Here is a 25,924-nt window from a genome sequence, read left to right as displayed (position 1 = left end):
GTGCATCGTCAATCAGTGTCGTACTTACCTGCTATTTATCCATGAAAAGTAAAAAAGTAACGCAGATCTTTGAAGGTTGAATGTGATGGAAAAAAAGAAACAGGGAGGGGATCCGCCATCGAAAAAGAGAAGAATGGTCAAGCAATCTTATTAACGATCGGTTGGTTATCGGCTGTATTAGCTCTTGGTTTCTTACCGGTATTTCTCGGCCCCGTGGCGATCAGTATGGGGGTTGTCTTAAGAAGGGATTATGATGTCGGTAAACAAGGGAATGTCTTAATAGGAGCAGGAATTATTGGGATTAGTGCAGGCATGGTCATAGGCTTCTTAACCGCCTGATGAATGGTGGGAAAATCCTTTCCCGAGCTTAATCTTCGCTTGATATGGGAATTAAATCCAATGAAGAGGGTATATGCCAAAGAAGATCCTTTGTCTACATCAGTCTAGCTTCTCTCTTGTTCGGGCCTGCGTTATTGGACTTCATGAACGGCTGAGGAGAACAGGGTAATCTATAAACGACCCCGAGGTGATTGGATGAGTTTTAAAAAGAACTTCGTTATCCAAACCATTTTAATACTGGTTTCGTACCTGATCCTGTTCCTGGTGGATACATTCGTTCATCCTGTCAAAGATAGTTTGTGGACACTCCTTACCTTCGTGTATATAGGTGAATTGATTTTTTATAAATTGGATTCCGGCTATCGGGATAATAAAGAAAAGGATTAAACCACTCTTTATGCTTTCTGAAAAAGCGATAAATGAGGTGCGATTAATAAAGATTACCAGTGACATCGGGGTCGAACAAAATAAGAGAAGGATCTTTTTTCTGGAACAAAACAAAAAGCAGTACATGCTTCAAACGGCTTTTTCTAGCTGTTGGTTTTTAGGGGGAATTCGTATCAAAGGTAATAAAAATAGCAAAGACCAAGAAAGCATTTCATTCAAAGTGACAGCCTGGTGGTTTTCTATCCCGAGAATCATACGTATCAGTATTTTTCTGATAGCATTCCTTATCATGGCTTTCCTGTTGTGGTGAAAGGACAAGCGTTGAACGAAGAGAGCCGATCTGCACTAAAGCGGGCTCTCTTTTTATTCTTAAAAAAGGAGCCGGCATATGGAAGCTATCTCTGTCATACTCATGTCCATCGGTCTCATTCTGGCTCCTGTGGTCGGATTCTTCTATCCTGCGTGGAGACAAAGTCAGGGAAGGGATTTATCCGAACGGCAGGTGTACGGCATTCGGGCTTTGGGGATCGGGATTCTGCTGTTGATGTATATCCTGACTCAAATCATCCGACTGGTATCCAATTGAAGGCTCCAGCTTAGAGAGGTTCGTGACGAAGGGAATTGACGAAACGGCGGTATGTGGTAGAATGAAATCTATTACCAATCGAATATTTTGAATTTTCTTATCGAGAGAGGCAGAGGGACTGACCCTGTGAAGCCTCGGCAACCGGCAGATGCATGCACGGTGCCAATTTCAGTGGAAGGCGAAAGTCATTCCGAAGATGAGAGGACAAGCAGCAGCCCGATACGGTTGTGCGAAACCCTTTTCTCTTAGTGAGTGAAGGGTTTTTTATTTTTTCAAAAAAGGGGCTGATGATCGCTTCAAGTGGTTCCATACAAGGTTGGAGAGGAGGATGGCGATGTTCATAGCGATGATGGTGTGGGTGGGAACGATGATTTTCTCCTTCCTGTTAGGCACCTTTCTCTGTTACAAAGTGGAGAAATCAGGAGTGAAACGGTGGGGAGCTACAGGGAAACTGTTCAAGTATAAATGAAGTGGGGAAGGAAGTTGCTGACAAATGATATGGTATGTAGTCGTATTTAGTTTTTATGTGCTTTTTCTAGTATGGGCGAATATAAAAAGTTTGAAAAAAGCAGAGTCGATCGATGATTATACAACCGGAGGCCACAGGATGGGGCTGCTTCTTGGTATCGGTACCACGGCAGCGACGTGGGTCAGTGTGGCTTCTGTCATCGGGGTCCCTGGTTATTTGTACAGCTCCGGTGTCGCAGCTGTCATCGGCTGGGTCGCGGGCTGGTGCTTCGGCGGTGCCTTGATCCCGATCGTCGCGTACAAAATTAGACGACCGGAAAAGCCGGCCAGGACGTTTCCGGAATTCATCCGGCATCGGTTCGAGCCGTTTGAGAACAAGAGTGCTCTGCAGGCGATTGTCGGCATTCTTATGTTTATCGGTTATTTGCTTCTCGTCAATATTCAGGTGACTGGTTTCGGTATTGTGTTTTCCAGTATTACAGGCATTGATTACAAACTCGCAATCTTTGGATTCTTATTATTTATTATCATTACCAGTGTAGGTGGATTTTGGTCGGTGGCAGCGACAGATACGGTGAACACGATCCTCATTACGATCGGCGTCCTGCTTGCGGGCGGTGTCGTATGGTCGTTAACGGGTGGAATCGGCAGTATCCTGGACACACTTGCGACGACAACCGCTCCGACAAACGTCGGCGGACCGGACCTTGAGGAGGGTATCCTGCTTTCCCCGTTCGGGACCTTCGGTATCGGGGCCCTGCTGTCCATTTTTATTTCGAACTCTTTAGGGACGCCTTCTTCCCCGCACTGGGTCACAAGGATGCTGGCGCCTCAAAACGTGAAAGTGGCGATTTTGCAGGTCGTAGGTACGATCGTCGTGTTGATCTTCATCATGGGGCCGCTGATCGTCATCGGTCTCGGGGCGAAAGTGCTCGTACCCAGCATACCGGTCGGAAAGACGACCGATTATATCATTCCTTTGGTCATTCAGGAGTACACGCCGCCGATTATCGGTGCCATTACCCTGGTAGCCATTTGTGCAGCGGCTATATCGACGGCCAACTCTATGCTCCTGCACTGCGCTACGTCTCTTTATTATGATGTGTACTTGAACATAGCTCCGAAGAAGATCAGTGAGAAGAAGTTCAAGAACTGGCTCCGCCTGAGTATATTCGGGATCGCCGCCGTGGCTGTTCTGTTAGCGATCAATCCACCGTGGTTTTTGGCGATGGGCTTTGTCTACGTGTACGGAGGGTTCGGCGCCGCCTTCTTCCTCGTCGTATTCTTAGGTCTGTACTGGAAGCGGATGAACCGGGCTGGTGCTTATGCCGGTATCATTATCGGGTCTCTCGTTTATATCGCGGCGAAGGCCTTAGGATACGAGCTGCCTTTTGTCATCGCCGTTGCTGCATCCCTCATTGGTGTGATGATCGCGGTTTACTCGACGAAAAGGGCTCCTTTGGAAGCTTACGAGCCGTACTTTGAAGCGGAAATCAGTGATTCCACTCGTGAGGTGCTGTCGAATATCAGAGCGTCCTCGCAGGGGGAGTCCGAGGAGAAATCGCATAAGATAGGGTAAGTGGGGGATTTAACTGCCTGATCCGTGATTAGAGCTGCACCTTCCTTGTGGAGGTGCAGCTTTTTTAGTTCATTGAAGAAGCAGGTTTGTTGGGAGAGCGGGCTCCGGGACATGGGACGCTTTCCACGGGGCGGCCGGTGAGCCTCCTCTTTTTATATCTAACTCTTTCTTGGAAGACTTCTTTTGAAAATAGTAACAGCTTGTAAACAGTGATCTTTTCCTTTATAAGGAAAAACGGGTCCGTACATGGTATTGTAAATATAGAAAAGAGCAGGACACAATAGCATGGAGAAAGATACAGTAAGAAAGGGAGGGGAATTACATGGATGTTTTCGGAATGATGGGGTTCATTTTTGGGATCATGGGATTCATTTTCGGTCTGATTGCGTTTACGACAGGCGCGATCAGTACCAACAAAGTGAAAGAGCTGGAAGACAGAATCAGTGATTTAGAGAGAAGATCGTGAATAGAACGTGCTGCAGGAATGATCACCGTCTCTAAGTATCGTGACATGCACTCCCTCTCTTTTGTGAAATAGAAGATTAGAAACCATGAGCTGCTTAAAACACTGGGATGGCGATGGGGAAGCAGCAGCACAAAACAGGAGCTGTACTCATAAATATCCACTGTTTTTACAGTTTTTTTATACTTCACAAACCATTAAAAAAAGGTTATCGTATAAACCAGGTTTTATTCTATTACACATGAACTCGTTAAAATTCAGCAACAGGAGGAAGGAAGAGGGAGATGAAAAAAATACCATTGTTGTTAAGGATTGTTCTTGCGATCGCTCTAGGTATCGTGATAGGGCAATTTGCACCAGAAATCCTTATTGAAATTGCTGCAACATTTACAGGTTTATTCGGTAACTTTCTGAGCTTTGTCATCCCGTTAATCATTCTCGGTTTTATTGCTCCCGGCATCGCGTCCATGGGAAGAGGCGCAGGAAAGATGCTTGGTCTGACGACTGGATTAGCCTATGCCTCTACGGTCCTGGCAGGTACGGTGGCTTTTTTGTTTGCTAAGAATCTGTACCCATCCTTTTTGCAAGGGCAAAGTGGAGAATCCTTTGCTAATCCGGAAGAATCGCTGGTGGAAGCACCTTTTTCCGTTGAAATGACTCCCATTATGGGCGTAATGGCCGCACTTATATTATCTTTCTTGTTAGGGGTAGGAATGACGGCTGTTAAAGGGGATTATTTATTACAAGTCATGAATGAATTCCGCTCCATTATCCAGAAAGTAATAAAGAACATCATCATTCCTCTATTACCGTTTCATATATTCGGAATCTTCGCGAATATGACGTATGCAGGACAAGTAGGGACAATCTTGAGTGTATTCGCGAAAGTGTTCTTGATGATCATATCGCTGCACTTGCTTTATCTTGTAGTCATGTATTGTATTGCAGGCAGTATGCATGGCAGGAATCCATTCCGCTTATTGAAAGTAATGACGCCTGCCTACTTTACAGCGCTTGGAACGCAGTCTTCTGCGGCTACGATTCCCGTCACATTAAAGCACGTGAAGAAAATCGGGGTACGGGAACGTGTAGCAGACTTTGCTGTGCCGTTACTTGCTAATGTCCATTTGGCAGGAAGTGCGATCACGATTACCAGCTGTGCCATGGCGGTTATGTATATGCAAGGACAAGCAACCACATTCGCAGACGTATTCCCGTTCATACTGATGGTAGGAATTACAATGATTGCCGCCCCAGGTGTACCTGGCGGAGCGGTCATGGCAGCCATCGGCCTTCTCGAATCAATGTTAGGATTTAATTCCACCATGGTCTCTTTAATAATTGCTCTCTACCTGGCTCAAGACAGCTTCGGTACCGCAACGAACGTTACGGGCGATGGAGCAATTACTGCTATTGCTGATAAGCTTATGAAAAAAGATAAACAAGAGGATGTTCCAGTACCCGGTCATAACGTGGGATAAGAACATTCGCTTATAGTAAAAATCCGCTGCTTAGGCAGCGGGTTTTTTTGTTTGCTACATATTAGGAGAGCGTGCAGGTGCTTAACTTACTGCACATGTAATACATGATGAAGACCTCCTGGATTCAAGTTTTCACCTGAAAGGGGCGTTAGATAAATGTTGTAGGGGAACTTCGTCTGCTTTCGGAACGAACCCAACGCTTTGGAGTAACATCTTTCCATTCCATTTTGTTTAGTAACTATTTTTTCTTTTTCTTTGCATAGAATTCAGCAGCCTTCTTACGGTTGCCGCACATTTCCATGCTGCACCAGCGTCTTTTTCCGGGTTTAGAGGTATCCACGAAGTAGAGACGGCATTCTTCATGCTCACAATTTCGTATCCGGCTGACAGAAGTTGTTTCCAGTGTGTGAAAAATAGATCGAATGATATGGTACAGGACATGATCTTTCACCGACATTCCTTCACACACCAATTTAAATGCTTCCTCAGCAGACGCAACGGTCAGACGGACGTTCAGCTCTTCCGACATCTTTTGTAACTGCTTGATTGTACCGAGGGATACTTCCTTATTTTGTTCCAGATCAGACAGGACGATTTGGCAAAGGCTTCGAAGCGAACGAAGCTCATGGATCAGCGCATGCAGGGTTTCTTTGTTTTCCAATGCGTCAAGATCAGACTGCCGCACGACGTTGTTTTCCTTTAGCCATTGAAACGTAGCAGATCTATCGTCTAAGGTATCAATCTCTTGTTTATTGGCGTTGTAAGTAGTATTGACAAGGTTGATCCATGCAGGACCACCTAAAACAAATAGTGATTTATCCATCTCTTTCTCCTCCCCTCCTTAAATATAACCGTTAAAAGATATGTTGACAAGTTATAAAAGGTGCCTTAATGTAAGTTTATAACCTTTAAAATTATTTTTAAGAGGTTATAAAATGTTAGGAATGTAAAGTGTTGTCGTATTACAAGGATTAGATGGAGCATGGCTACTAAAAAACTTATGAGGTGATTACATGGAAGTGGCGTACAAAACAGTGAAAGTGAATGGCATATCGATTTTTTACCGGGAAGCGGGAAATAAAGAAAATCCAACGATTCTCTTGCTTCATGGTTTTCCTTCCTCTTCTCATATGTTCCGAAATTTAATTACAGAGCTGATGGAGGATTATCATATTGTGGCGCCTGACTATCCAGGGTTCGGAAACAGTGACCAGCCTGAATTGGAAGAGTTTGATTATACATTCGATACCATCGCTCTTTTGATCCATGAATTTGTAGAAGAATTAAACTTAGAGAAGTTCAGTATTTACGTTCATGATTATGGAGCTCCGGTAGGCTTCCGGTTGGCAGCCGACCATCCGGAACGAATTCAATCCATCATTACTCAAAATGGGAACGCTTATGAAGAAGGGCTCCTGCCTGCCTGGGACCCTGTCCGCACCTATTGGGGAAATCCGAGTGAGGAAAATAAGAATAACATCCGATTTCTTTTATCTGCGGAGTTTACGAAGTATCAATATACGAACGGAACGCGAAACCCCGAACGCATCAGTCCCGATGCTTGGAATATGGATCAATGGGCATTGGATCGTCCCGGCAATGACGACATCCAGCTTGCTTTGCAATACGACTACAGGAACAACCTTAAACAATATCCACGATGGCAGGAATTCTTCAGGACGTATCAGCCTCCTGCACTGGCTGTATGGGGGAAAAACGATATATTCTTTGGGCCGGAAGGGGCACTTGCTTTTCAAAGAGATCTCGAAGACTGTGAAGTACACCTTCTAAATACCGGGCACTTTCCATTAGAAGAAGATTTGCATACAAGTGCTTCTTTAATCAAACAGTTCCTGCACGACCGTTTAAAATAAGTGCTCCCAGCACGAGAAAAGCGGATCTCCGTATCATGCCGGAGATCCGCTTTCCTCTTTCCTTATCCTTTAATGAATGCCTGACTCATGTACTCTTTCAAATCCGTCGATGTTTTATTCAACTTCTCGATTTCGGTCATGAATGCCGTCACGAGCTTCGCTTCCTCTTGGGAAGATTCGGCGATATCGTGGAAATCCTCCTCCATCCGGCTGATCGCTCCTTTGATGGCATTCAGCGTTTCTTCTATTTTTTCTGTCGCCGTCTTCGAGTCGGCGGAAAGCTTGCGGACTTCATCGGCAACGACGCCGAATCCGGCGCCGACGCTTCCGACGCGGGCGGCTTCGATGGCGGCGTTCAGGCCGAGCAGGTTCGTCTGGTCACTGATGCTGCGGATTGTTGAGACGACGTCTGTCACGTTCCGCGAATACTGGGCTGTCTGTTTCGTGTTCTGTGAAATCTGCTCGGTCGTCGCGGACAGCTCCTCGGAGTGGGCGGCGATGTGCTGCACTTTGCCGAGCAGCGATTCAGAAATGTCTTCCATCGAGGTGATGATGGAGGTGAACATGTCCCGCTTCCGTGTACTGACAGCTGCATTGACGGCAGCGATCACCTGCCCGTTTTCTTTAATAGGAAAAGAAATGCTGTTGAAGGGAACCCCGAACTCTTCTTCTCCGACCTTCACGACGGTCGTGCCGTTCGGATCGACCATCTGAAAGTTCAAGTATCCGTCAGGCAGCGGATCACCCGGCTGGTGCTGGAAGTTCAGCTCTTCACTCGGGGAGTAGTAGAGGTACTTTTCGTGGTCGAATACGGTAAGCATCGTATCCTCCCGCAGGATTTCTTTTATGTATGGAATGGATGTAATGAATGCATCAACTTTGTTCATGTGTAACTCCTTTATAGCTTCTTTTCCTTTAATATCGGCTGCGTCCGGTCAAAATGAAAGGTTATGGCAGAAGGTTTTTATCCCTTTCGTCTATTGTTCCGAGTTTCCCGACAGCATGAAAAAGCAGCCCGGTACCGGGCTGCTTTGGTTGTGTTTATTTTGTATTCGTGAATCCACCATCGATGCTGATGACTTCACCGTTGATGTACTGCGCTTTGGACGTCAGCAGGAAGGTCACTAATTCTGCGACTTCCTCCGGTGTACCGAGACGCTTCTGCGGAATACCGCCGGTGGCGTTTTCCTTCATTTTCGGATTGGCTTCGTAGAATTCTTTCACCATTTTCGTTTCTGTCGGACCTGGTGCAATGGCGTTGACCCGCAGCCCGTCCTTCGCATATTCCGCTACCATGCTCTTCGTCAACCCGACGATGCCGTGTTTCGTTGCGGAATACGTGACGACCGAATCCTGGCCGATGACACCGGCACTGGAGGATGTATTCACAATCGATCCGCCGCCGTTCTTCACCATGACTTCTGCTACGTAGCGGACACCATACAGCGCGCCAAGCAGATTGATGCCGACGATTTTCTCGATCTCATCGACCGACGTATCCAAATAGTATTTCCCGCTTCCGGAAATACCTGCGTTATTGAAGAAATAATCGATCCCGCCGAAGTGCTCGACCGTCTGATCGACGTAATTTTTGACGTCTTCTTTTTTCGAAACGTCCGCCTTCACGAAGAGGGCGTCGACGCCTTTCGCTTTCAGCTCCTGAACCGTTTCCTCCCCAGCAGTGGCATCGACATCGACGATTGCTGCGTTTACGCCTTCTTCTGCAAGCAGCATAGCCGTTGCCTTACCGATTCCGCTGGCTCCACCTGTAATGATTGCTGTTTTACTCATGTTCATTCCTCCCTACCTCTTTATAATATTCCTCCTCAGCATGAAAATAAAAGAATCTGCCTGAGTCTTTCGGTTTGCGACGTAAGTAATGGTAATGGTGGATATATTTTCTTTTTCATCGTAGAAGGAATGATCCTCCAAGAAATAGAAGAGGAAAGAGGGGGGATGGAAATGCACTACACATCTTTATTGGAAGAAGACTTACTGGACGCTGCCGAGTTATACTGCCGCGCCTTTACAGGGGAAGGTTTCTCGAACGAGGAGAAGGAATACGCACTCCGGAACATACAAAAGCACACCACTTATGAAGGATATACAGGGATGAAAGCCACCGATCAGGACGGTCGTCTGGCAGGTTTCGCGTATGGTTATAAAAGTCTGCCGGGTCAATTTTATCGGGGGAAATTAGAAGAACAGATGACACAGGACCAAGCAGACTTCTGGTTGAACGACTGCTTTGAGTTCGTAGAGTTAGCCGTCGACCTCTCCTATAAGAGGAGGGGAGTCGGGAGTTCTTTACACGATAAATTGTTTGAGGTCGTAAGGAATTCTACAGCCGTCCTGACTACATCCATCAGTAACATTTCGGCGGTAAGCCTGTATGAAAAGAAGAGGTGGAAAATCATTAAAGACCATGCACCGGTCATTTCATCTCGAAATCTTCAAGTCATTATGGGGAGGGAATCCCCCTCTAAAGCTATACATCAAGATAAACAGGCGGCCGCTGTGCCGTCCGTTCACAAAGGAGGAGTCGCCGGACGATGGTAAAAAGAAAATCCTTAGCAGCTTTCCTTCTGCTGATGATCACGGTACCCGTCTACAGCTTAATTTCTGAAGGTCCACTATCCACGTATGTTCGCTTTTTTGTCTACGCTTTAACCTTCGCCGTCTTATGCGGAACGCTTCTGTCCATTGGTTTGGAGGCGTTGATTAAGAAACTGGGTTCCAACAGCTTCCCCCTGCGATTGATCCTGCATATCGGGACAGCGCTCCTATTAACCGCTGCATTCGTTACCAACAATTACATAACGATCGCCATGTATGTTGCCTTGCCTGTCGCTCTCGGTTATTTCTTCATTGATGAAGGATTGAGAGTCCGATCAAAGCGCCTTGGTTGATCGGGCAATGGGGAGGAGTAATGATGAAAGAGAACGATTGCTTCAAAGAAACGATTCAAACGGAAGAAGAATTGCGGGCCATCATCGGTGTTCCCAGTGACTTAGTTAAAAACAAAGTATTGACCTATCTGGATCATCATTGTGCTGCGTTCATCTCCAAATCTCCATTCCTGGTTATATCCACTGCCGATGAATCCGGCTTCTGCGACGTTTCCCCGAGGGGAGATGAGGTCGGATTTGTACGGGTTCTGAATGAAAAGCAGCTTGTCATACCGGAGAGGCCCGGCAATAAACGTGTCGATTCGATGCGGAACATTCTGTCCAATCCAAGCGCAGGTCTTCTCTTTTTCATTCCCGGAATGGAAGAAACGTTAAGGGTGAATGGGAAAGCGACGTTAGTGACAGATGACGAGCTTCTGGAGAGCATGTCCCTTAAAGGGAAAAAGCCGCTCCTCGGTATCGGGGTGGAGGTAGAAGAATGCTTTGTTCATTGTGCGAAAGCTTTCCTGCGTTCGGGCTTGTGGAAGCCTGACTCCTGGCTGGACAAATCCCATCTGCCATCAGCTGCTGCCATGTTGTTTGACCATGCGAAGCTACCACGATCCAATGTGGATTCCATTCAAAAGAGATTAGAAGAAAGCTATACAAAGCGACTTTATTAGCCGAAACTTTTATTTCAAGGAGGCTTCTATGACGACCAACCTGTACCTCGTACGACATGCCCATTCGACCTACACATCAGACGAAAGGAATCGACTGTTATCAGAAAGAGGATACAAGGATGCAGAGAAAGTGACCGAGCTTTTAAGAAAAGAGAAAATCGATGCCGTCCTTTCCAGCCCCTATGCAAGAGCGATTCAAACCGTGGAAGGAACGGCTGTTTCTCATGGGAAAGAGGTGCATCTCCTTGAGGATTTTAAAGAAAGGACGTTGACGGAAGGGCAAGCCCCTGACTTTGAAGCGGCAATCGAAAAAGTATGGGCGGACCCGGACTTCAGCTGGGAAGGCGGAGAGTCGAACAGGGACGCACAGCAACGAGGGATCAGAGGCATGAAAACCGTCTTAGCAGACTATGAAAACAAGAATGTCGTCATCGGGACGCACGGGAATATCATGGTGCTGATCATGAATTATTTTGACGAAGCGTATGGGTATTCGTTCTGGAAACAGCTTGCGATGCCTGATGTGTATAGACTCTCTTTTGAAGGGGAGTCGTTCATGGGGTGCCAAAGAATCTGAGTGGACCATATACAAAAGCAATCCTGCTTGCCTTTGGGCAGGTAATGGGATCGACGCTTGCCGGAAGGTTGGTCGATATGGAAGGATACCCGTTTTTGTTTATCCTATTCTCGCTTGTCGGTATGATCGCCCTCTTCGTTGTTCCTAAAAGCAAGTATTGAGTCGTCAAAGTAAAATATTGGAACCTGGATGGATTTAAAACGTAGATATGGTATAGACCCAGAAAGGCGGGAGAAAACGTGGACTATGGATTGCTGTTGCTCGGAATCGTTCTTCTAGGGATTTCCTTTTTGGTCGGAGTAAAGAAACAGACGTGGCTGCTGGCGGGTTTTAACGAGAAGATGATACGGAATAAGTCGTTGTTAGGCACCGTTACGGGCCTTGGCTTTTTTCTGCCTTTAGGTTTGCTTGCGGTCTTCAACAGTGTGGTTCACTACGCCGGGGAAGGTACGGTCCTTATAGTCGCCATGCTCGTGCTGCTTACCATCGTATATGTGATCATCAATAGGAGAATGCTCGATTGACGCTTGAAAGGAGATGCCGGAACTCTATGGAGAGGTCCGGCATTTTTTATACCATCGTATTGGTGAGCTCCAAATATTCTTCAATTGCGTCTGCAACCGGTTTTATCGAAGCTTCCCAGAAGTGCTTGTCTGTAAGGTCCTGATGCAGGTGTGCAGCAGCCAGCTGTTCTACCGTCATCCTTCCGGTATCCCGCAGCAGAGCATCGTATCGTCGGGCAAATCCTTCCCCCTGTTGTTTGGAAAGGGTGTAGATGCCGTTACTGAATAAGTATCCGATCGTGTAGGGGATATTGTAAAATGGTTTTTCCGTACTATAGAACTGCGGAATGGTCATCCAGCGATATCGATCATGTTCGCCGACCGTGTCTCCATATAAGGCGGTTTCGGTTTTTTCCATGAGGGTGGATATTTCCTCGCTTCCGACGTAACCATTCTGTCTTTTCTTATAAAATTCCTTTTCGAATTCATACATGGAAGGAATCATCCCTAAATAGGTGGAACCGGCTACAATTTTCATTTCAAGGAGAGCCAGTTTTTCCTGGTCTGTGGTGGCTCTGTTTACAGCTGCATCCAATACTAGATTCTCCGAGAACGTAGATGCCGTCTCCGCGACGCTTGTCCCTTTTTGCCGGGCGAAGTAGGGAAGCTCATGGAGAATGGCGTTATGATAGGCGTGGCCGAGTTCGTGCGCAATGGTGACGACATCCTGATAGTGGCCTCGAAAGGAAAGAAAAATCCGGCTTTCCTTGGCCAGTGGCAGGGAGGTACAGAATCCACCATCCATTTTGTCGGCACGGTCTTCTGCTTCGATCCATCCTTCTTGGAAGGCCTTTTCCGCAAAAGCTCCCAGCTTTTCACTGAAAGCATGGAACTGCTGGACAATGATGTCTTTTGCTTCTGCATAAGAAATTTTCTGCTTGGATTGGAAACTGCTGGTCGGGATGTCGTACCATGTGAGTGTCTCTTTTCGGGCGAGTTGTGCTTTTCTTTCGAGGAAATCGCGAAGGAGGTGCTGGTTTTCTTTCACGACAGCAGTCATGGTGTCGACCGTTTCCTCGTTGATCCGGTTTTGCTCCAGCGCTTCTTTTAACACATTGTCCCACCCCCGTTCACGATAAACATCTAATCGGAAGCCGCTGATGTTGTTCAGGATAGAGGCGAACGTATCTGCATGCGAGGCACAGACGTGGTTATAGGACTGGATGATCGTTTTTCTTCGTTCTTCCTCGTCTGAAAACAGCACCTCACTAAACGCCTGCCCGATGGAAAAAGGCTCTGTCTTTCCGGCTGTTTCCACAGGGACCCTTAGTTTCGATAGTTGCTGCTCGTAATGGTCTTCCCACGTAGAAAACCCACTCACAGAAAGGCTTTGAATCGTTTTCTCTATTTCGTGGGGACGTTTGGCTTCTATCCTTTGTCTTCTTTCTTTTAAGTGAAAAAGATAGGTTCTCACCTCGGTGTTCTCCAATAATTCGTTCCACGCATGTTCAGACAGCGAAGCCAGTAATGAATCGAATTCCACCTCCATTTTCTCAAGATCAGCTTTCGTCTTCGCACTCTCGGCGATCATTTTCGTTACATGGTCATCCTGTGTATTTTCGGCGCGCAGGCATATAAGGAACTCCTCCACCTGGAACGATCCGCTCATCACGTACTGGATTTCATCAAATACCTGCACCAATGGCTCGGTGCTTACCTCTTCATATGGTTGTAGTTTATGTATATCATTGGTGATGTTTTCTATGGATTGTTGAAGCTCTGTCAGGAAGTTCATTAACTTTGGAGAGCGACTCCCACCTGGATAAAGAGAGTCTAAGTCCCATCTCATCGGTACGGTTTGCTTCATATGTTTGCTCCTTCTCTTGGATTTAAATCCTCTATTTCCAACTATACATCACCTAATAAATGGGTACAAAGGAAATGTTGACTTCCTCCTTGATGGCGTAAAATATGTTTGAAAATAGGAGGGATCGTATTAAAAAAGCCAATCGTATTCCTTTCTGTAAGCATGCTCCTGTGCATAGGATTATTCGTAATCAATCATTTCCCGGGAAACAAGGAACCGTGGTGGACGATTATGCTGCTAGGTGCCGCCCTCACTGAATTCCTCTCTGCTTACTTCCGTGAAAAGGAAAGAAAACAAGAGGAAAATGTAACCTGAATAATGTACGTATTCAGGGGATTTCTATATCAAGAAACTGATTTGGTAAAAAATTGATGTTTGATGATATGATGGAAAGAAGAAAAGCCAAGGAGTATGCACTGCTTTTTCCATCCGCGTCTGGTGAAGCATTCTATAAGAAAAAAGGAGGGGAAAGGATGAGTCGCTCGTTTATTGAACAGGTGCACTACGTCAGGATTCCAGTGAAGGATTTAACGGCTTCCGCCCGGTGGTACACGGACGTGTTGGGGCTCGAGATGGTGACTATAACGGAAGAACCGATGGCGATCATCAAAGTGGAGGATGGTCCGTTTCTACTTATCTTGGTGCCTACCAATGATGAAACGTTTGCCCATTTCACGATTAATAAGGAAGCGGCGTTCAGCATCGGGTTTACAAGTCCGAGGCTGGCTGAGCTTCATCAACACTTGACCGCTCACAACGTGAAGGTGGAGGAGATAAGGGAAGACAACGGCCATGCCTACTTCCACTTCTATGACCCGGACGGCAATAAACTGCAGGTACACTGGTAACTAAAGGAGGCAGGAAGATGACTGAAAATAAAGAACAGAGAACCTGTGAGAAGGGCCATCGGTACTATAAAAGCAGCGATTGTCCCACTTGCCCGACTTGTGAAAGCGAACGAAAACCGGAAACCGGATTTCTCTCCATCCTGGCAGCCCCCGCCAGAAGGGCTCTTGAAAACAATGGAATCACGTCTTTGGAGACGTTATCTGCTTACAGGGAAGAGGAAATCTTGAAATTTCACGGCATGGGGCCGTCGTCGATACCGAAGCTGAAGGACGCTTTGAAAGAGAAAGGGTTAGCTTTTAAAGAGGAATGATTTCGGAAAGGAAAAGGTGATCGGTATGTCTGATTATGTCATGCAGATGAGGAAGCTGATTGGAACAAGACCTTTAATCGTACCTGGGTCGACCGTGCTTGTATTCAACGATTCCGGAGAGCTTTTGCTGCAGCATCGTTCTGATACAGAGGAGTGGGGATTACCAGGCGGAGCCATGGAGCCGGGCGAAAGTTTGGAAGAGACCGCTGCGAGGGAGCTTTTTGAGGAAACGGGTCTGCGGGCGGAGAGATTCACGTTCATCGACCAACTGTCCGGGAAGGAATTTTATTTCAAATACCCGAACGGCGATGAAGTGTACAACGTGATCGGCATTTATGAAGCGCAGCATACATATGGGAAATTAGCGATGGCCGATGGAGAGAGCATCGACCTGAGGTATTTTCCGATAGACGGACTGCCTTCAAATGTTGTTGATTGGGCGAAGTTGGTTATCGGTGCCTATAAGCGATTCCTATAGCTTTAATCAGTACACTTGTAAAACGAAGGGAGGATTCCATGAGAAAGTTAGGAAAATGGACGCTCATTGCGATGGCAGGTGCAGGAGTTATCGTCGGTTTCCTCATCGTTATTTTTATCGTCGATATGACTCCTGATGCAGGAAAAGAAGAGGAAGTGAAAGAGAAGGCAAGTGCGTATCTGGACGCTCATTTTTCCGGGCAGATGGAGATGTACGATACGTTGTACGACAACATGGGGAATTTCAACGGATTCGATTATGCTGCCAAGGTAAGGAATACAACGAACGGCGTCGACTTCACCGTCTATGAGGATGCTGCCAGTGGGGAAATGGTGGATACGTATGCCGTCAATTATTTTGAAGATGAGCTCTCTGATTTGATTATGGAGGATGTGGAAAAGCGGTTTATCGAGATCGAAATGGTGATGGTAAGCTATGCGGACCCGGCGGTGACGGATAAGTATATAGGGGAAACGGATCTGCCTGCTATTCAAGAGCTGGACGCAGCTCCTTCCGTGTCCATATGGGTCAATCGAGAGCGGAAACCTGCGGATGAGCGAAGCGTCGATGAGCTTTTGGATATTTTGAAGAATGATCTTAAGCTTCCTCATGCCCAAGTGATGGTCCAGTACCAGGCAGAGGAGGAAGAGGGAATACTTACAAAGGAATACTAGAGGTTCCCGGGAGTGGGCTCTGGAAAACGTCCCATTTCCGGAGCCGCCACCCTGTAAAAGAAATGGATGTCTCCTTATATATAAGAAGTAAATTATTCCACTTCATCCCAGGCGGGGTTCCAGACGACTTCCCATAAGTGTCCGTCCGGGTCCTGGAAGTGACCGGAGTATCCACCCCAGAACGTATCGTGCGCCGGGTCGGTGATCGATGCACCAGCTTTTTCCACCTTAGCCATCACTTCATCGACCTCGGCTTTACTGTTGACATTGTGACCGAGCGTGAACTCGGTCGGGCTCGGGCTGCCTGTTTTCACTTTCGTTTCATGAGCGATGCTTTCCCGGTTCCATACAGCAAGCTTCAGACCAGGCTGCAAATCAAAGAATGCGACCGCTCCATACTCGAACTCCTCCCCGACAATTCCCTCCGTCGGAAAGCCGAGGCCGTCCCGGTAGAATTCCAGCGAGGCCTCCAGGTTATCGACGCCGATCGTAATGACAGATACTCTTGGCTTCATGAAAGCCACCTCCTGCTTGATATGGAATCATTTTACCATTGAAATCGTTGGAAGGCAGATAAAAAAGCCAGAGCATGCGCTCTGACTAAAGATTGGAGGGGGACTCGCCATGAAGGTTTGAATGCAGTCAAAGCACTTCATTTGGGGAGCCACCATCTGCATCCTTTCCATTCCGTTCCTTCCATAAACCCTCACTTACCCTTGAGTCCAAAAAAAAGCAGCACAAGCATACCAATAAAGTTCAGAACCATCGCACCGAGCATGATCCATCCGGCCGTATCATAGGGGAAAAAGTTAAACATGCTGTTCTCCGATCTGCTTTTTATTATGTAGTATGCGCGGAGCCTGTGGTTGTATTCGTCCTTACTGGCAATGTTTCCGGTAAAGGTTCAGAAGGTGGTCCAATTCCTGCGAGATCTTGACGATGCTTGGATAGTCGGCGTGGCTGAGGTAGGCGTTGTACATGTTCCGTCTTTTCTTCTCGATGCGCTCTTTAAGTAAGATGCACGCGCTCATGGCTGTCCTCCTTTCATAGGTATACATAAAAAAGCCGGGAGAATTGCTCCCGACCAGAATGTGGTAATTAGATTTTAGCACATATCGAGGAGCATATCTGTGCGTATATATCCAACAAAATGACAGAACCTTGAACTTTGCATGAAAAGAGTAAGGCTTACTAAGAATGAGTCCGGGCTTTCATCTCCTTTTTTAATGAAAGTGTTCTGCCTTGACCTTGAGTTCTCTCTAAGGAATATACTGCGTGTACATCAGCCTTTATCAGGTTGATATTCAGCACAGGGAGTAAGTGCTGTTCTCATTTCAATAAAGAAGAGGAGATGTTTTCTATGTTGACGGAAGCATACGAACTGCCTAACGGGATAAAAATCCCTAAAATCGGACTTGGAACATGGATGATCGGCAACGAAGAGGTGAAGCAGGCAGTAGTGGATGCCGTGAAAATCGGCTACCGGCATTTGGATACGGCACAGGCTTATGAGAATGAACGAGGGGTGGGAGAAGGAATACGCGCCAGTAGTGCAGCCAGGGAAGACTTGTTCATCACTACGAAATTGGCTGCTGAAATCAAATCCTACGATGAGGCGGTGGCTTCGATCGACCAATCTTTGGAGAAGATGGGATTGGAGTACGTAGATATGATGATCATCCACAGCCCGCAGCCCTGGAAAGAATTCCGCGGGGAAGATCGTTATTTCGAGGGGAACAGGGAAGCGTGGAGAGCCCTGGAGGATGCCTATAAGGAAGGGAAGATCCGTGCGATCGGCCTATCAAACTTTCAGAAGGAAGATATCGATAACATTCTTGAATCGTGCACGGTGAAGCCGATGGTCAACCAGATTCTCGTCCATATAAGCAACACTCCATTAGAGTTGATTCACTATACACAAGAGCAGGGGATTCTGGTCGAAGCTTATTCTCCTATTGCTCACGGGGAACTGATGAAGAATGAAAAAGTGGTGGAACTGGCGGATAAGTACAACGTGACCGTTCCGCAGTTGAGTATTCGTTACACGCTGCAGTTGGGGCTTCTGCCGCTGCCTAAAACAGCCAATCCGGATCATATGAAGAACAATGCGGATGTCGACTTTTCTATTACAGAGGAAGACATGGAATTCCTAAAAACCATAGATACAATCAAGGATTATGGGGAAGCGAGCGGGATGCCTGTGTTCGGTGGAAAGCTCGACTGAATGATGAAAGAAAGCGTCCTTTTCCCAATCAGGGATAAGGACGCTTTTATCATCTTCAATAAATCAGATATCCGGTACATCGGTCGGGCCTGACTTATTCCGTTTTTTCGATGTCTTTTATATAGTTGGCCGGTACTCCTCCGACCATCACTCCCGGCGGAACATCCTTTGTGACGACGGACCCGGCGGCGATGATGGACCCTTCCCCGATGGTTACGCCGGGGAGAATGGTGGCATTGGCTCCGATCCAGACGTCGTTCTCAATGTGAACAGGCGCGGGGTGCAGCGTGCTTCGCTTCGCAGGATCCTTATCATGATTAAGGGTCGCAAGGACGACGTTATGCCCGACAAGCACTCCATCTCCAATGGTGATACCACCTTGGTCCTGGAATCGGCAACCGGAATTGATGAAAACCCGTTTGCCTATTTCGATGTTCTTTCCGCAATCGGTGGAAAACGGAGGGAACAGCATGAAGCTGCTGTCCACCGGCTTTCCAATCAGCTCAGAGAACAGTTCCCTCAGCTGTTCCGGCGGATGGTAGGCTCCATTCAGCTCGGCTGTTTTCTTCAAGGCTTCCTGAGAAAGGTGATGCATCATCAAGTGAGCTTCGGAGCCCCTTCCACGCTTGTCCCTTCCTTCATACGGGTTAGAAATTCGGTCTGATCCATGACGTACACTCCTCTGTAATTTTACTATCAGTCTACATCTTAGAGTGGGCTCTAAGGGAAGGGGAACGCTCAAAAAGCAGCGGGGCGCTCGACTTGCTGCTACTTCCTAAAGTTTGTCGTACCACTCATCATCGACCGGTTCCATCCATTCGGTTTCTCCCGGAGTCATAGCCAGGTGTACGAACCAGCTGTCTTTGGTCGCCCCATGCCAATGCTTCACCTCCGGAGGGATATTGATCACATCTCCCGTCTGCAACAGTTGGGCAGCCTTCCCTTCTTCCTGATACCAGCCCTCTCCGCCTGTCACCAACAATACCTGGCCGATCGCATGGGCATGCCAACTGTTCCGCGCCGCAGGGGCGAAGGTGACATTTCCGATTCCCGCGTTAAGCGGTTTCTCGTCTGTGAACACCATCTCTAAGTACGCATCACCAATGAAGTTTTCGGAGACTATCTTCTGTCCGATTGAAAAAATAGTGCTGTTTTCTAATCCTTCGTTTTTCATGATTGGTTTCCTTCTCCCTACGCTGATTTTTTTGTTCAAGAGGAAGTATAGACCTTAGAGTACAATCCAAGGCAAGCAATTGGTAACTATCATTTTCCCCTTGACTTAGAGTTAACTCCAGCTTGTAAAGTAAAATAGGAAGGGGAAAGAAAAGTTCCCCGACAGTTGAACGCTGATCGGTATCAGGGCTGCTTAGAGAAAAGATTATCCAGGTAATGAGGATACTTTATTCTGTGAGAATGGAGTGTTACGAAGAATTCGTACGACCATAAAAAGAATGTGGGAAATAAGGGGAGGCTGCTATGGCATATCGTATTGGAGAACTTTCTAAACTTATCGGAGTCAGTGAGCATACGTTACGGTTTTATGAAAAAGAAGGCTTGGTGGTTCCGGATCGTGACAAAAACAATATTCGTACCTATTCCGAGCACCATAAGCTTTGGGTGGAGTTTATCCTGCATATGAAAGAGACCGGGATGACTCTGGAAGCGCTGAAGAAATATACGAAGCTCTGGGAAGCAGGAGAAGAAGGGACGGTCGAAATGGTTTCCATCCTGGTCGATCACAGAGAAAAAGTGAAAAAACAGTTGGACATCTTTCAAAAAAACCTCGATCTATTGGATAAGAAAATCGACTTCTATCAGAATCGTTCAGCAGATAATACGTCCGGTAAATTGTATGAAGAATTTGTGGATAGAAAGAATTCCAAGAAGGAACATCGTTTTCTTGAGGAATAACCACCAACAGGAGGAACCAAACGGGTCCTCCTGTTTTTAGCTTAACGGTTTAGAGATGCTTTTTTCACTGCGGCAGAGCGGGCCCGGGATCTTTGTACCTAACTTATCGTGTGCGCGAGCAGGGGACGACTTAGCATTTGCTGCAGCACAATGGAAATGGTCTTGAGGAAAACATTTACAAATACCTCCCTATCCTTTACAATAATGATTAATCAATCAATCATTATAAAGGTGAAGAAAGGAGTCGATAAATATGGCGATGCAGAAGTCTGCAGAAAAGAGAGAACGGATCCTTCAAGCTGCGATCCAGATGTTCTCTATGAATGGGTACTCCAATGCGACGATCAAAGAGGTGGCAAAGGCTGCCGGGGTGAGCTTCGGTACGGTGTTTACTTATTTTGAAAACAAGGAGGAGCTTTTCCACGCTTCTGTTCTGGAGCCATTGGAGGAAGTGAAGGCGGTGATGCTCGCTTCACCGGAACCGTCGGAAGAGCCGACCGTGCAGATCCGCGAACTGATCGAGCAGCACGTTAGTTTCTTCGCTCAGCAAACGGTCTATGTACGTCTGCTTCAGTATGTGATTGCCCAGCGGGAACGATTTCCTGATTTATTCATGGAGCTCGACCAATTTGCCGTTCAGCTGCGGAATGCGCTTCGTCCGTTGATCGTCAAAGGGCAGGAGCTTGGGGAGTTGATGGAGCTGGAGCCGGATGACGTCAGTGATACATACCTTGCCTACGTCAACGGTGCGCGCCTGACTTTTACGGAGACAGCGGACGACCGTAAGGCGTGGGATATGTTCACCCGCCATGCCTACCTGCTGTTCGGGCCGAGATCCTTATGAAAAGGGGAGAGGGCATGTCCTTTAATCAGCTGCACCCGAATGTGAAGATCAGGGTATTCACGCAATTCATCACCCAGTTCTCCAACATGATGGTGCTTCCTTTCTTAACGGTATATTTCGCTCAGAAGGTCGGTGAGACGGTGACGGGGCTGATGGTCGCAAGCCTTGTATTCTTCGGAATTGCCGGCGGCATCATCGGCGGCTTCTACTCAGACCGGATCGGACGCAAGCGCTTGATGGTTTGGGCCGAAATCGGCTCCGCTTTCACTTTTTTTATCATTGCCTGGCTGAATTCCCCGTGGTTGGACGCGCCGTATCTCACCTACAGCTTCTTTATTTTTGGGATGTTCTTCGGCGGGCTGATCGGTCCGGTCTCCCAAGCGATGGTGCTCGATGTGACCTCCAGTGAACACCGGCGCTATGTATTCACACTGTTGTACTGGGTCGGGAACATTTCCTCCGCGGTTGCCGGCGTGATCGGGGCCGTCCTTTTTCAACAGTACTTGTTCCAGCTGTTTCTCGGCATAGCCGGTGTCTCGCTGCTCTCTGCCGTCATCACACAACTCTTCATCACAGAATCCTACATCAAACCTCACCAAGAGCTGCAACCTTCTGTACAAAAAGTCCAACCAACGATATGGAACAATTATAAAGTCGTCTTTCAGGACCGGGTATTCCTGATGCTCCTCTTTGCAGGGATCTGTATATACTCACTCGAGGAACAACTGACGAACTTCCTGGCGATCCACTTCGTCCAAACGATCGAAGCGCAGCCGCTGCTTTCCTTTTCTTCCATAAACATAGAAATCGACGGGTTCCTGATACTTGGAATCCTGCGTTCGGAAAACACGTTTCTCGTCGTCTTCGCTGCCGGTTTCCTTACGTGGCTTGTGAAAAAGTGGAGGAACAAAGCGGTACTGTTGGTAGGATTGATATCCTATACGATCGGCTACACCCTGTTTACCGTGGTCGATTCTCCGTGGCTCCTGATCGTACTGATGGCTGTCGTAACGTTCGGGGAGCTGTTATATATCCCCGTCAAACAGAGCATGCTTGCAGATCTGGCCCCGGATGATAAACGAAGCTCGTACTTAGCGGTTTTCCAGTTCACCGGCTACATCGCCATGCTCGTCGCCGCTCTCGGCGTCCTGTTAAGCGGATTCGTGCCTGCCTGGTTGATGGGGATGAAATATCTGGTGCTCGGTGCCGTTGGGCTTGTCCTGTTTCTGCGTGTCGATACGCATCTCACTCGGGCGGAGGAGAAGGAAGAAGCGAAGGCAGGTAATTTATAGCTTATATTGATTGATGAATCAATCAATCAATAGTATATGTGCGTACCGTCCGAATCGTGCACCGAATGTCGGGTACTCCGCATCCCGACCTGTTATTCTAAGTCTATAGGAGGTCATGCCAGTGGATAGGCTCAACGCTATGAACAACGCAATCCAATATATCGAGGAACACCTGACCGGGGAGATCGACATGAAGGAAGTGGCGGCAATAGCACAGTGTTCGGAATACCATTTCCGAAGAATGTTCCCCTTCCTTGCAGGCATCCCACTCTCGGAATATATCCGGCGCAGGCGGCTGACGCTTGCAGCCTTTGAGTTGAGGGAGGGCGGTGCCAAGGTCATCGACGTAGCTCTCCGCTACGGGTACGGCTCCCCCGACGCTTTTGCCAAGGCGTTTCAACACATGCACGGCATCACACCGTCTGAAGGGAAGCGGGACGGAAAAGCCTTGAAAGCCTATCCACCGATGTCCTTCCAGTTATCCATCAAAGGAGGAGTGGAAATGAACTACCGTATCGAAGAAAAAGAAGCATTCCGTATCATCGGTTTGAAAAAAAGGGTCCCCATTATTTTCGAAGGGGTCAACCCGGAAATCGCAGCCATGTGGGAAGCGTTGGACGAAGCATCGATCCGGGAGCTGAAGCAGCTGTCGAACATCGAACCGTCCGGCATGCTCAGTGCATCGGCGAACTTTTCCGAAGGGAGGATGCAGGAGGAGGGAGAACTCGACCACTATATAGGGGTCGCGACCACCGAAGCGTGTCCCGATGCCTTCGCAAAGCTTGAGGTCGAAGCCTCGACATGGGCGGTGTTCGAAGCCGCCGGTCCTTTTCCGGAAACGCTGCAGGATGTCTGGGGACGGATTTACTCGGAATGGTTCCCGGCATCGAACTATGAACAAAAGGAGGGGCCGGAAATTCTTTGGAATGAGTCGAAGGACGTGAACGCTCCGGCGTTCCGGAGCGAGATCTGGATCCCGGTTTGGAAGAAGTAAAAGAGCTGTTTCGGCAGCTCTTTTTTTCGTGCTTGGATTTAACCGGGAAGATGGTCTCCATTTAATTTGCTATGAGAGAGGAAAAGAAACTTTATTTATAGAAATTGGCTTGTTAAGGAGTTAACTAATAATAAGAGAGGGAGTGATCAATTGGGAAGCTTAATCCTGTCCGGCGGCGGAAGCTATGAACAAAACCTCGACGTATATCAGTTTCTCGTAAATAAGGTGGATGCAGATAAACCCATCCTCTATATCCCTTTGGCTGGTGATGAAGAGCATCGATCCTATCAAAGGAGCTTCGATTATATTAAGAGTATCCTTATGCCATTAGGCGTAAAAGAATTCGTGATGTGGACAGACCTTGCCGATAAGAAACGAGAGGACTTAACCCGTTTTTCTGCGGTTTATTTCAGTGGAGGGAGAAGTGTAACCTTGCTGGAAGTATTAAAGAAGAGTGGATTCGATGAGGTTATAAGACAGTACTATAACGATGGAGGAATTATCTTTGGTCAAAGTGCCGGGGCCATCCTGTTCGGAAGTGATATTTCCTACACGACTAAACAGAGACAAACCAACCAATACAGGCCACTTCAGCTCCTGCATGGAACTAGGTTATGGTGTCATTATGTCAAAGAAGATGATGAATTCATTTACCATCATTTAAACAATGAAAATATTCCTTTTATCGCACTTGCCGACGGAGGAGCCATACATGTTACGAAAAGAAGGATAGAAGTGATTGCGGAAGACGTTTATGATATGAGAAACAACAGGGATGGAAGGTGTAAGAATCAGCTGCGACGCGGACAACCTCTGAAAAATTAAATTCGAAAGGGTGCCTCTCATTACTACTACGGAGATGCACGTCTGGAATCCGACGGCCTATAGACATGGGAGATATTTGGAGAAGGTGGAATGGGGGGAGACAAAAGATGGTCTTATCCTTACCTTTGAAAACGAAAAGGGTATGATGCACTTTCATTAGGATTCGTATGACGAGGGAAATTTCGTTCTGTCCTTCCGGATTGCGGGGGAAGTGAAGATGTGTTCTTTTGTTGAACATGCTTCCAAAGCGCGGGCGGGTGATGTTGGAAAAGACGACAGGCCGTGGTACTTGTATAAATGCACGGATTCGGAATATCTTGACTGGTATGATGAACAGCCGGGGCCGGAAATCTATTCTATTCAACACCACGTCATAGCGACTTCAGAAACGACGTTTGACATACCTTGCACGTATGAACCGCGTATCAACTACATAGAGGAAAAGGATAATCAGGAGAGCCGGCCATCATAAAGAGGAAACAGGCCGAGAGCAGTTGAAAGTTTCTATAGATCGGTTGATAAAAATAGCTGGTTTAAAGGAGGACGAATATTTGCCTAAGTGACCTGTTACTCCTCTTTTTTTCCTCTCAGTTTCCGAATCCGTGGAATAATGAAGGCCCAGGAAATAAACCCGCCTATCGCTAGACCTGTAACGTTCTCCCACCGTATCTCTCCGCCGACAAAGTACCCAAAGAGAACAGCAAATACAGCAAACATGATAGCGGAAATCATCCCGTTTTTCATTCGCTCTTTCATGAAGCATCTCCCTTTCCGCTTGATATACCAATAGCGTGATGATGAAAGGTGTTTCCATGTAAAGTTACTTCAATATAACGAAATACAAGCGCTTATTAAATAAATGGTTGGCGGGGCATGCAATTGGTCAAAGGCCATGGCTGCGTTTTTTATAGCGGATGACCTGTGAACATCAATGAATTCCCAAATGAACAAGGGCGTCTTTAACGGAGGCCAGAGTAGGAACATCAGACAAATTTATCCCTAATTTTGTTGCCTCAATCGCCATTTCAGGACGTAAGCCGGTAAGGACCGCTTGTACGCCGAGCAGAGATAAGACGTGGATGATTTTAAATAGGGAATCAATCACCACATCATCTAACCTGTACACGCCGGAGAAATCTATAATGAGGTATTTAAGTGCTTGATCCTTTACTTTTTCAGGGATGATTTCTAAGATCATTCCTGCTTTGTCCTCACATATGTTCCCTGTTAATGGAAGGATAGCAATATTACTCATAATAGGCACGATGGTTGCTGACAGCTCGTTTATTTCCTGAAGCATATCCTCCTGCTTTTTTTCGCTTTCTTTCCGGATGGTGATATCACGGATATAGGATTGAATGGCTTTATTATTTTCCCCAAGCATAACGGGATGGCAATATAATTCAACGGTCACCGTTGTTTTGTCCATTCGATAGATGGTCTCTTCAATGACAGCAGCTGGAGAATCGTAAGCCGATTGAATCCTCCGCTTGATTGCACCCTTGGACGACTCCTTAAATATATCTAACGGGCTTACCCCGATCACACTTTCTTTATCCGTCCGGAAGAATTCCTCCGCCGCCTTGTTTATATACAGGATTTTGTAGTCTGTATGAAGAATGATCGGCTCCAGAGAATACTCCATTACTTCCTGGTAATTTATGTCTTCTATACCTTTCAACATTTTTCCACCTCTATATCAGTAAAATATATGAATATATTTTCTAGCATAGCACACTGCAGGATACTAGATTTAGTGAAAGGTCCAGCAAGCGCAGTATATATCCAATCTATGGAAAATTCGCTGTATTTCCTATATATTGGAGAA

General features: G+C 46.9%; 35 protein-coding genes and 1 riboswitch. Of the genes, 25 read left to right on the top strand and 10 right to left on the bottom strand.

Translation table 11 applies throughout. The annotated features are described in order from the left end of the window. Positions 1 to 69 precede the first annotated feature (69 nt). The 7 genes from QRD89_RS15930 to QRD89_RS15900 all read left to right on the top strand — a co-directional run bounded on the left by QRD89_RS15930 (position 70) and on the right by QRD89_RS15900 (position 5,303). Positions 70 to 339 (top strand): hypothetical protein, encoded by a 270-nt coding sequence (locus QRD89_RS15930; protein ID WP_286095726.1) that lies wholly within the window; start codon positions 70 to 72, stop codon positions 337 to 339. A 195-nt stretch (positions 340 to 534) separates the two neighbouring features. Then, complete coding sequence (locus QRD89_RS15925) at positions 535 to 726, top strand: hypothetical protein (RefSeq protein WP_286095725.1); 192 nt, start codon at positions 535 to 537, stop codon at positions 724 to 726. Between the two features lie 388 nt (positions 727 to 1,114). Continuing rightward, on the top strand, positions 1,115 to 1,312 hold the full coding sequence (locus tag QRD89_RS15920; RefSeq protein WP_286095724.1) for a hypothetical protein: 198 nt from the start codon (positions 1,115 to 1,117) through the stop codon (positions 1,310 to 1,312). Positions 1,313 to 1,406: 94 nt separating this feature from the next. Next, positions 1,407 to 1,515: riboswitch (SAM riboswitch) on the top strand. A 131-nt stretch (positions 1,516 to 1,646) separates the two neighbouring features. Continuing rightward, positions 1,647 to 1,781: a hypothetical protein gene (locus QRD89_RS15915; RefSeq protein WP_008637776.1), complete on the top strand. Its 135-nt coding sequence runs from the start codon at positions 1,647 to 1,649 to the stop codon at positions 1,779 to 1,781. Between the two features lie 24 nt (positions 1,782 to 1,805). Next, positions 1,806 to 3,359, top strand: coding sequence for a sodium:solute symporter family protein (locus tag QRD89_RS15910; RefSeq protein WP_062514645.1), 1,554 nt, complete (start codon positions 1,806 to 1,808; stop codon positions 3,357 to 3,359). A 322-nt stretch (positions 3,360 to 3,681) separates the two neighbouring features. Further along, positions 3,682 to 3,825, top strand: a complete 144-nt coding sequence (locus QRD89_RS15905; RefSeq protein WP_008637765.1) for a hypothetical protein — start codon at positions 3,682 to 3,684, stop codon at positions 3,823 to 3,825. 281 nt (positions 3,826 to 4,106) lie between these two features. Next, positions 4,107 to 5,303 (top strand): dicarboxylate/amino acid:cation symporter, encoded by a 1,197-nt coding sequence (locus tag QRD89_RS15900; RefSeq protein WP_286095723.1) that lies wholly within the window; start codon positions 4,107 to 4,109, stop codon positions 5,301 to 5,303. A 238-nt stretch (positions 5,304 to 5,541) separates the two neighbouring features. On the opposite strand, the gene QRD89_RS15895 is transcribed toward QRD89_RS15900, so the two are convergent. After that, complete coding sequence (locus QRD89_RS15895; protein ID WP_286095722.1) at positions 5,542 to 6,126, bottom strand: CGNR zinc finger domain-containing protein; 585 nt, start codon at positions 6,124 to 6,126, stop codon at positions 5,542 to 5,544. A gap of 190 nt (positions 6,127 to 6,316) precedes the next feature. Here QRD89_RS15895 and QRD89_RS15890 point away from each other — a divergent pair, with 190 nt between their 5' ends. Beyond that, positions 6,317 to 7,177: an alpha/beta fold hydrolase gene (locus tag QRD89_RS15890; protein ID WP_286095721.1), complete on the top strand. Its 861-nt coding sequence runs from the start codon at positions 6,317 to 6,319 to the stop codon at positions 7,175 to 7,177. Positions 7,178 to 7,239: 62 nt separating this feature from the next. On the opposite strand, the gene QRD89_RS15885 is transcribed toward QRD89_RS15890, so the two are convergent. Both QRD89_RS15885 and QRD89_RS15880 read right to left on the bottom strand, forming a co-directional pair. After that, positions 7,240 to 8,064, bottom strand: a complete 825-nt coding sequence (locus QRD89_RS15885; protein WP_008637761.1) for a methyl-accepting chemotaxis protein — start codon at positions 8,062 to 8,064, stop codon at positions 7,240 to 7,242. 154 nt (positions 8,065 to 8,218) lie between these two features. Further along, complete coding sequence (locus QRD89_RS15880; RefSeq protein ID WP_008637760.1) at positions 8,219 to 8,968, bottom strand: SDR family NAD(P)-dependent oxidoreductase; 750 nt, start codon at positions 8,966 to 8,968, stop codon at positions 8,219 to 8,221. A 171-nt stretch (positions 8,969 to 9,139) separates the two neighbouring features. Here QRD89_RS15880 and QRD89_RS15875 point away from each other — a divergent pair, with 171 nt between their 5' ends. From QRD89_RS15875 to QRD89_RS15850, 6 genes are all read left to right on the top strand, one after another. Next, positions 9,140 to 9,736: a GNAT family N-acetyltransferase gene (locus QRD89_RS15875; protein ID WP_286095720.1), complete on the top strand. Its 597-nt coding sequence runs from the start codon at positions 9,140 to 9,142 to the stop codon at positions 9,734 to 9,736. After that, positions 9,730 to 10,086, top strand: coding sequence for a hypothetical protein (locus tag QRD89_RS15870; protein ID WP_286095719.1), 357 nt, complete (start codon positions 9,730 to 9,732; stop codon positions 10,084 to 10,086). The genes QRD89_RS15875 and QRD89_RS15870 overlap by 7 nt, the downstream gene beginning before the upstream one ends. Before the next feature lie 23 nt (positions 10,087 to 10,109). Beyond that, positions 10,110 to 10,748 carry a pyridoxamine 5'-phosphate oxidase family protein gene (locus QRD89_RS15865; protein ID WP_286095718.1) on the top strand — a complete coding sequence of 213 codons (639 nt, stop codon included), beginning with the start codon at positions 10,110 to 10,112 and terminating at the stop codon, positions 10,746 to 10,748. 28 nt (positions 10,749 to 10,776) lie between these two features. Then, on the top strand, positions 10,777 to 11,325 hold the full coding sequence (locus tag QRD89_RS15860; protein ID WP_286095717.1) for a histidine phosphatase family protein: 549 nt from the start codon (positions 10,777 to 10,779) through the stop codon (positions 11,323 to 11,325). Further along, positions 11,310 to 11,486 carry a hypothetical protein gene (locus QRD89_RS15855; RefSeq protein ID WP_235601497.1) on the top strand — a complete coding sequence of 59 codons (177 nt, stop codon included), beginning with the start codon at positions 11,310 to 11,312 and terminating at the stop codon, positions 11,484 to 11,486. Before QRD89_RS15860 ends, QRD89_RS15855 begins: the two co-directional genes overlap by 16 nt. Before the next feature lie 78 nt (positions 11,487 to 11,564). Further along, a complete protein-coding gene (locus tag QRD89_RS15850) occupies positions 11,565 to 11,849 on the top strand; it encodes a DUF3784 domain-containing protein (protein WP_062514624.1) in 285 nt (94 codons plus the stop codon). A 46-nt stretch (positions 11,850 to 11,895) separates the two neighbouring features. On the opposite strand, the gene QRD89_RS15845 is transcribed toward QRD89_RS15850, so the two are convergent. Beyond that, on the bottom strand, positions 11,896 to 13,695 hold the full coding sequence (locus QRD89_RS15845; RefSeq protein ID WP_286095716.1) for a M3 family oligoendopeptidase: 1,800 nt from the start codon (positions 13,693 to 13,695) through the stop codon (positions 11,896 to 11,898). Between the two features lie 473 nt (positions 13,696 to 14,168). On the opposite strand from QRD89_RS15845, the gene QRD89_RS15840 reads away from it, so the two are divergent. The 4 genes from QRD89_RS15840 to QRD89_RS15825 are packed head-to-tail and all read left to right on the top strand — an operon-like array spanning position 14,169 to position 16,006. Further along, entirely contained in the window at positions 14,169 to 14,543 is a 375-nt protein-coding gene (locus QRD89_RS15840) for a VOC family protein (protein ID WP_286095715.1), read from the top strand. A gap of 17 nt (positions 14,544 to 14,560) precedes the next feature. Further along, positions 14,561 to 14,854: an RNA polymerase alpha subunit C-terminal domain-containing protein gene (locus QRD89_RS15835; RefSeq protein WP_286095714.1), complete on the top strand. Its 294-nt coding sequence runs from the start codon at positions 14,561 to 14,563 to the stop codon at positions 14,852 to 14,854. A 25-nt stretch (positions 14,855 to 14,879) separates the two neighbouring features. Continuing rightward, the gene (locus QRD89_RS15830) at positions 14,880 to 15,332 is read left to right on the top strand and encodes an NUDIX hydrolase (protein WP_286095713.1); all 453 of its coding nucleotides are present in this window, start codon (positions 14,880 to 14,882) and stop codon (positions 15,330 to 15,332) included. 38 nt (positions 15,333 to 15,370) lie between these two features. Then, on the top strand, positions 15,371 to 16,006 hold the full coding sequence (locus QRD89_RS15825) for a hypothetical protein (RefSeq protein WP_286095712.1): 636 nt from the start codon (positions 15,371 to 15,373) through the stop codon (positions 16,004 to 16,006). Positions 16,007 to 16,098: 92 nt separating this feature from the next. On the opposite strand, the gene QRD89_RS15820 is transcribed toward QRD89_RS15825, so the two are convergent. Then, positions 16,099 to 16,521 carry a VOC family protein gene (locus tag QRD89_RS15820; RefSeq protein ID WP_286095711.1) on the bottom strand — a complete coding sequence of 141 codons (423 nt, stop codon included), beginning with the start codon at positions 16,519 to 16,521 and terminating at the stop codon, positions 16,099 to 16,101. A 363-nt stretch (positions 16,522 to 16,884) separates the two neighbouring features. Beyond that, positions 16,885 to 17,037, bottom strand: coding sequence for an aspartyl-phosphate phosphatase Spo0E family protein (locus tag QRD89_RS15815; RefSeq protein WP_008637723.1), 153 nt, complete (start codon positions 17,035 to 17,037; stop codon positions 16,885 to 16,887). 329 nt (positions 17,038 to 17,366) lie between these two features. On the opposite strand from QRD89_RS15815, the gene QRD89_RS15810 reads away from it, so the two are divergent. Next, entirely contained in the window at positions 17,367 to 18,230 is an 864-nt protein-coding gene (locus QRD89_RS15810; RefSeq protein ID WP_286095710.1) for an aldo/keto reductase, read from the top strand. 94 nt (positions 18,231 to 18,324) lie between these two features. Here QRD89_RS15810 and QRD89_RS15805 read toward each other — a convergent pair whose 3' ends face one another. Together QRD89_RS15805 and QRD89_RS15800 are read right to left on the bottom strand one after the other, a co-directional pair. Continuing rightward, the gene (locus tag QRD89_RS15805) at positions 18,325 to 18,828 is read right to left on the bottom strand and encodes a sugar O-acetyltransferase (protein ID WP_286096891.1); all 504 of its coding nucleotides are present in this window, start codon (positions 18,826 to 18,828) and stop codon (positions 18,325 to 18,327) included. Between the two features lie 177 nt (positions 18,829 to 19,005). Further along, a complete protein-coding gene (locus QRD89_RS15800; protein WP_286095709.1) occupies positions 19,006 to 19,404 on the bottom strand; it encodes a cupin domain-containing protein in 399 nt (132 codons plus the stop codon). A gap of 302 nt (positions 19,405 to 19,706) precedes the next feature. On the opposite strand from QRD89_RS15800, the gene QRD89_RS15795 reads away from it, so the two are divergent. The 6 genes from QRD89_RS15795 (at position 19,707) to QRD89_RS15770 (ending at position 24,568) form a co-directional block, all read left to right on the top strand. Further along, entirely contained in the window at positions 19,707 to 20,141 is a 435-nt protein-coding gene (locus QRD89_RS15795; RefSeq protein WP_286095708.1) for a MerR family transcriptional regulator, read from the top strand. A 253-nt stretch (positions 20,142 to 20,394) separates the two neighbouring features. After that, positions 20,395 to 20,985, top strand: coding sequence for a TetR/AcrR family transcriptional regulator (locus QRD89_RS15790; RefSeq protein ID WP_286095707.1), 591 nt, complete (start codon positions 20,395 to 20,397; stop codon positions 20,983 to 20,985). A 14-nt stretch (positions 20,986 to 20,999) separates the two neighbouring features. Continuing rightward, on the top strand, positions 21,000 to 22,277 hold the full coding sequence (locus QRD89_RS15785; RefSeq protein ID WP_286095706.1) for an MFS transporter: 1,278 nt from the start codon (positions 21,000 to 21,002) through the stop codon (positions 22,275 to 22,277). Between the two features lie 121 nt (positions 22,278 to 22,398). Further along, a complete protein-coding gene (locus tag QRD89_RS15780) occupies positions 22,399 to 23,271 on the top strand; it encodes an AraC family transcriptional regulator (RefSeq protein WP_286095705.1) in 873 nt (290 codons plus the stop codon). Between the two features lie 150 nt (positions 23,272 to 23,421). Then, the gene (locus QRD89_RS15775) at positions 23,422 to 24,096 is read left to right on the top strand and encodes a Type 1 glutamine amidotransferase-like domain-containing protein (protein WP_286095704.1); all 675 of its coding nucleotides are present in this window, start codon (positions 23,422 to 23,424) and stop codon (positions 24,094 to 24,096) included. Positions 24,097 to 24,313: 217 nt separating this feature from the next. Next, positions 24,314 to 24,568: a hypothetical protein gene (locus QRD89_RS15770; protein ID WP_286095703.1), complete on the top strand. Its 255-nt coding sequence runs from the start codon at positions 24,314 to 24,316 to the stop codon at positions 24,566 to 24,568. 95 nt (positions 24,569 to 24,663) lie between these two features. Here QRD89_RS15770 and QRD89_RS15765 read toward each other — a convergent pair whose 3' ends face one another. Further along, positions 24,664 to 24,852, bottom strand: coding sequence for a hypothetical protein (locus QRD89_RS15765; protein WP_026578042.1), 189 nt, complete (start codon positions 24,850 to 24,852; stop codon positions 24,664 to 24,666). A gap of 172 nt (positions 24,853 to 25,024) precedes the next feature. Continuing rightward, positions 25,025 to 25,780 (bottom strand): PAS domain S-box protein, encoded by a 756-nt coding sequence (locus QRD89_RS15760; RefSeq protein WP_286095702.1) that lies wholly within the window; start codon positions 25,778 to 25,780, stop codon positions 25,025 to 25,027. Positions 25,781 to 25,924: the final 144 nt, after the last annotated feature.

The sequence above is a fragment of the Halobacillus sp. ACCC02827 genome, from assembly GCF_030291935.1.
In the GTDB taxonomy this organism is placed as follows: domain Bacteria; phylum Bacillota; class Bacilli; order Bacillales; family Halobacillaceae; genus Halobacillus.
This window is presented reverse-complemented; position numbering and strand designations above follow the sequence as displayed.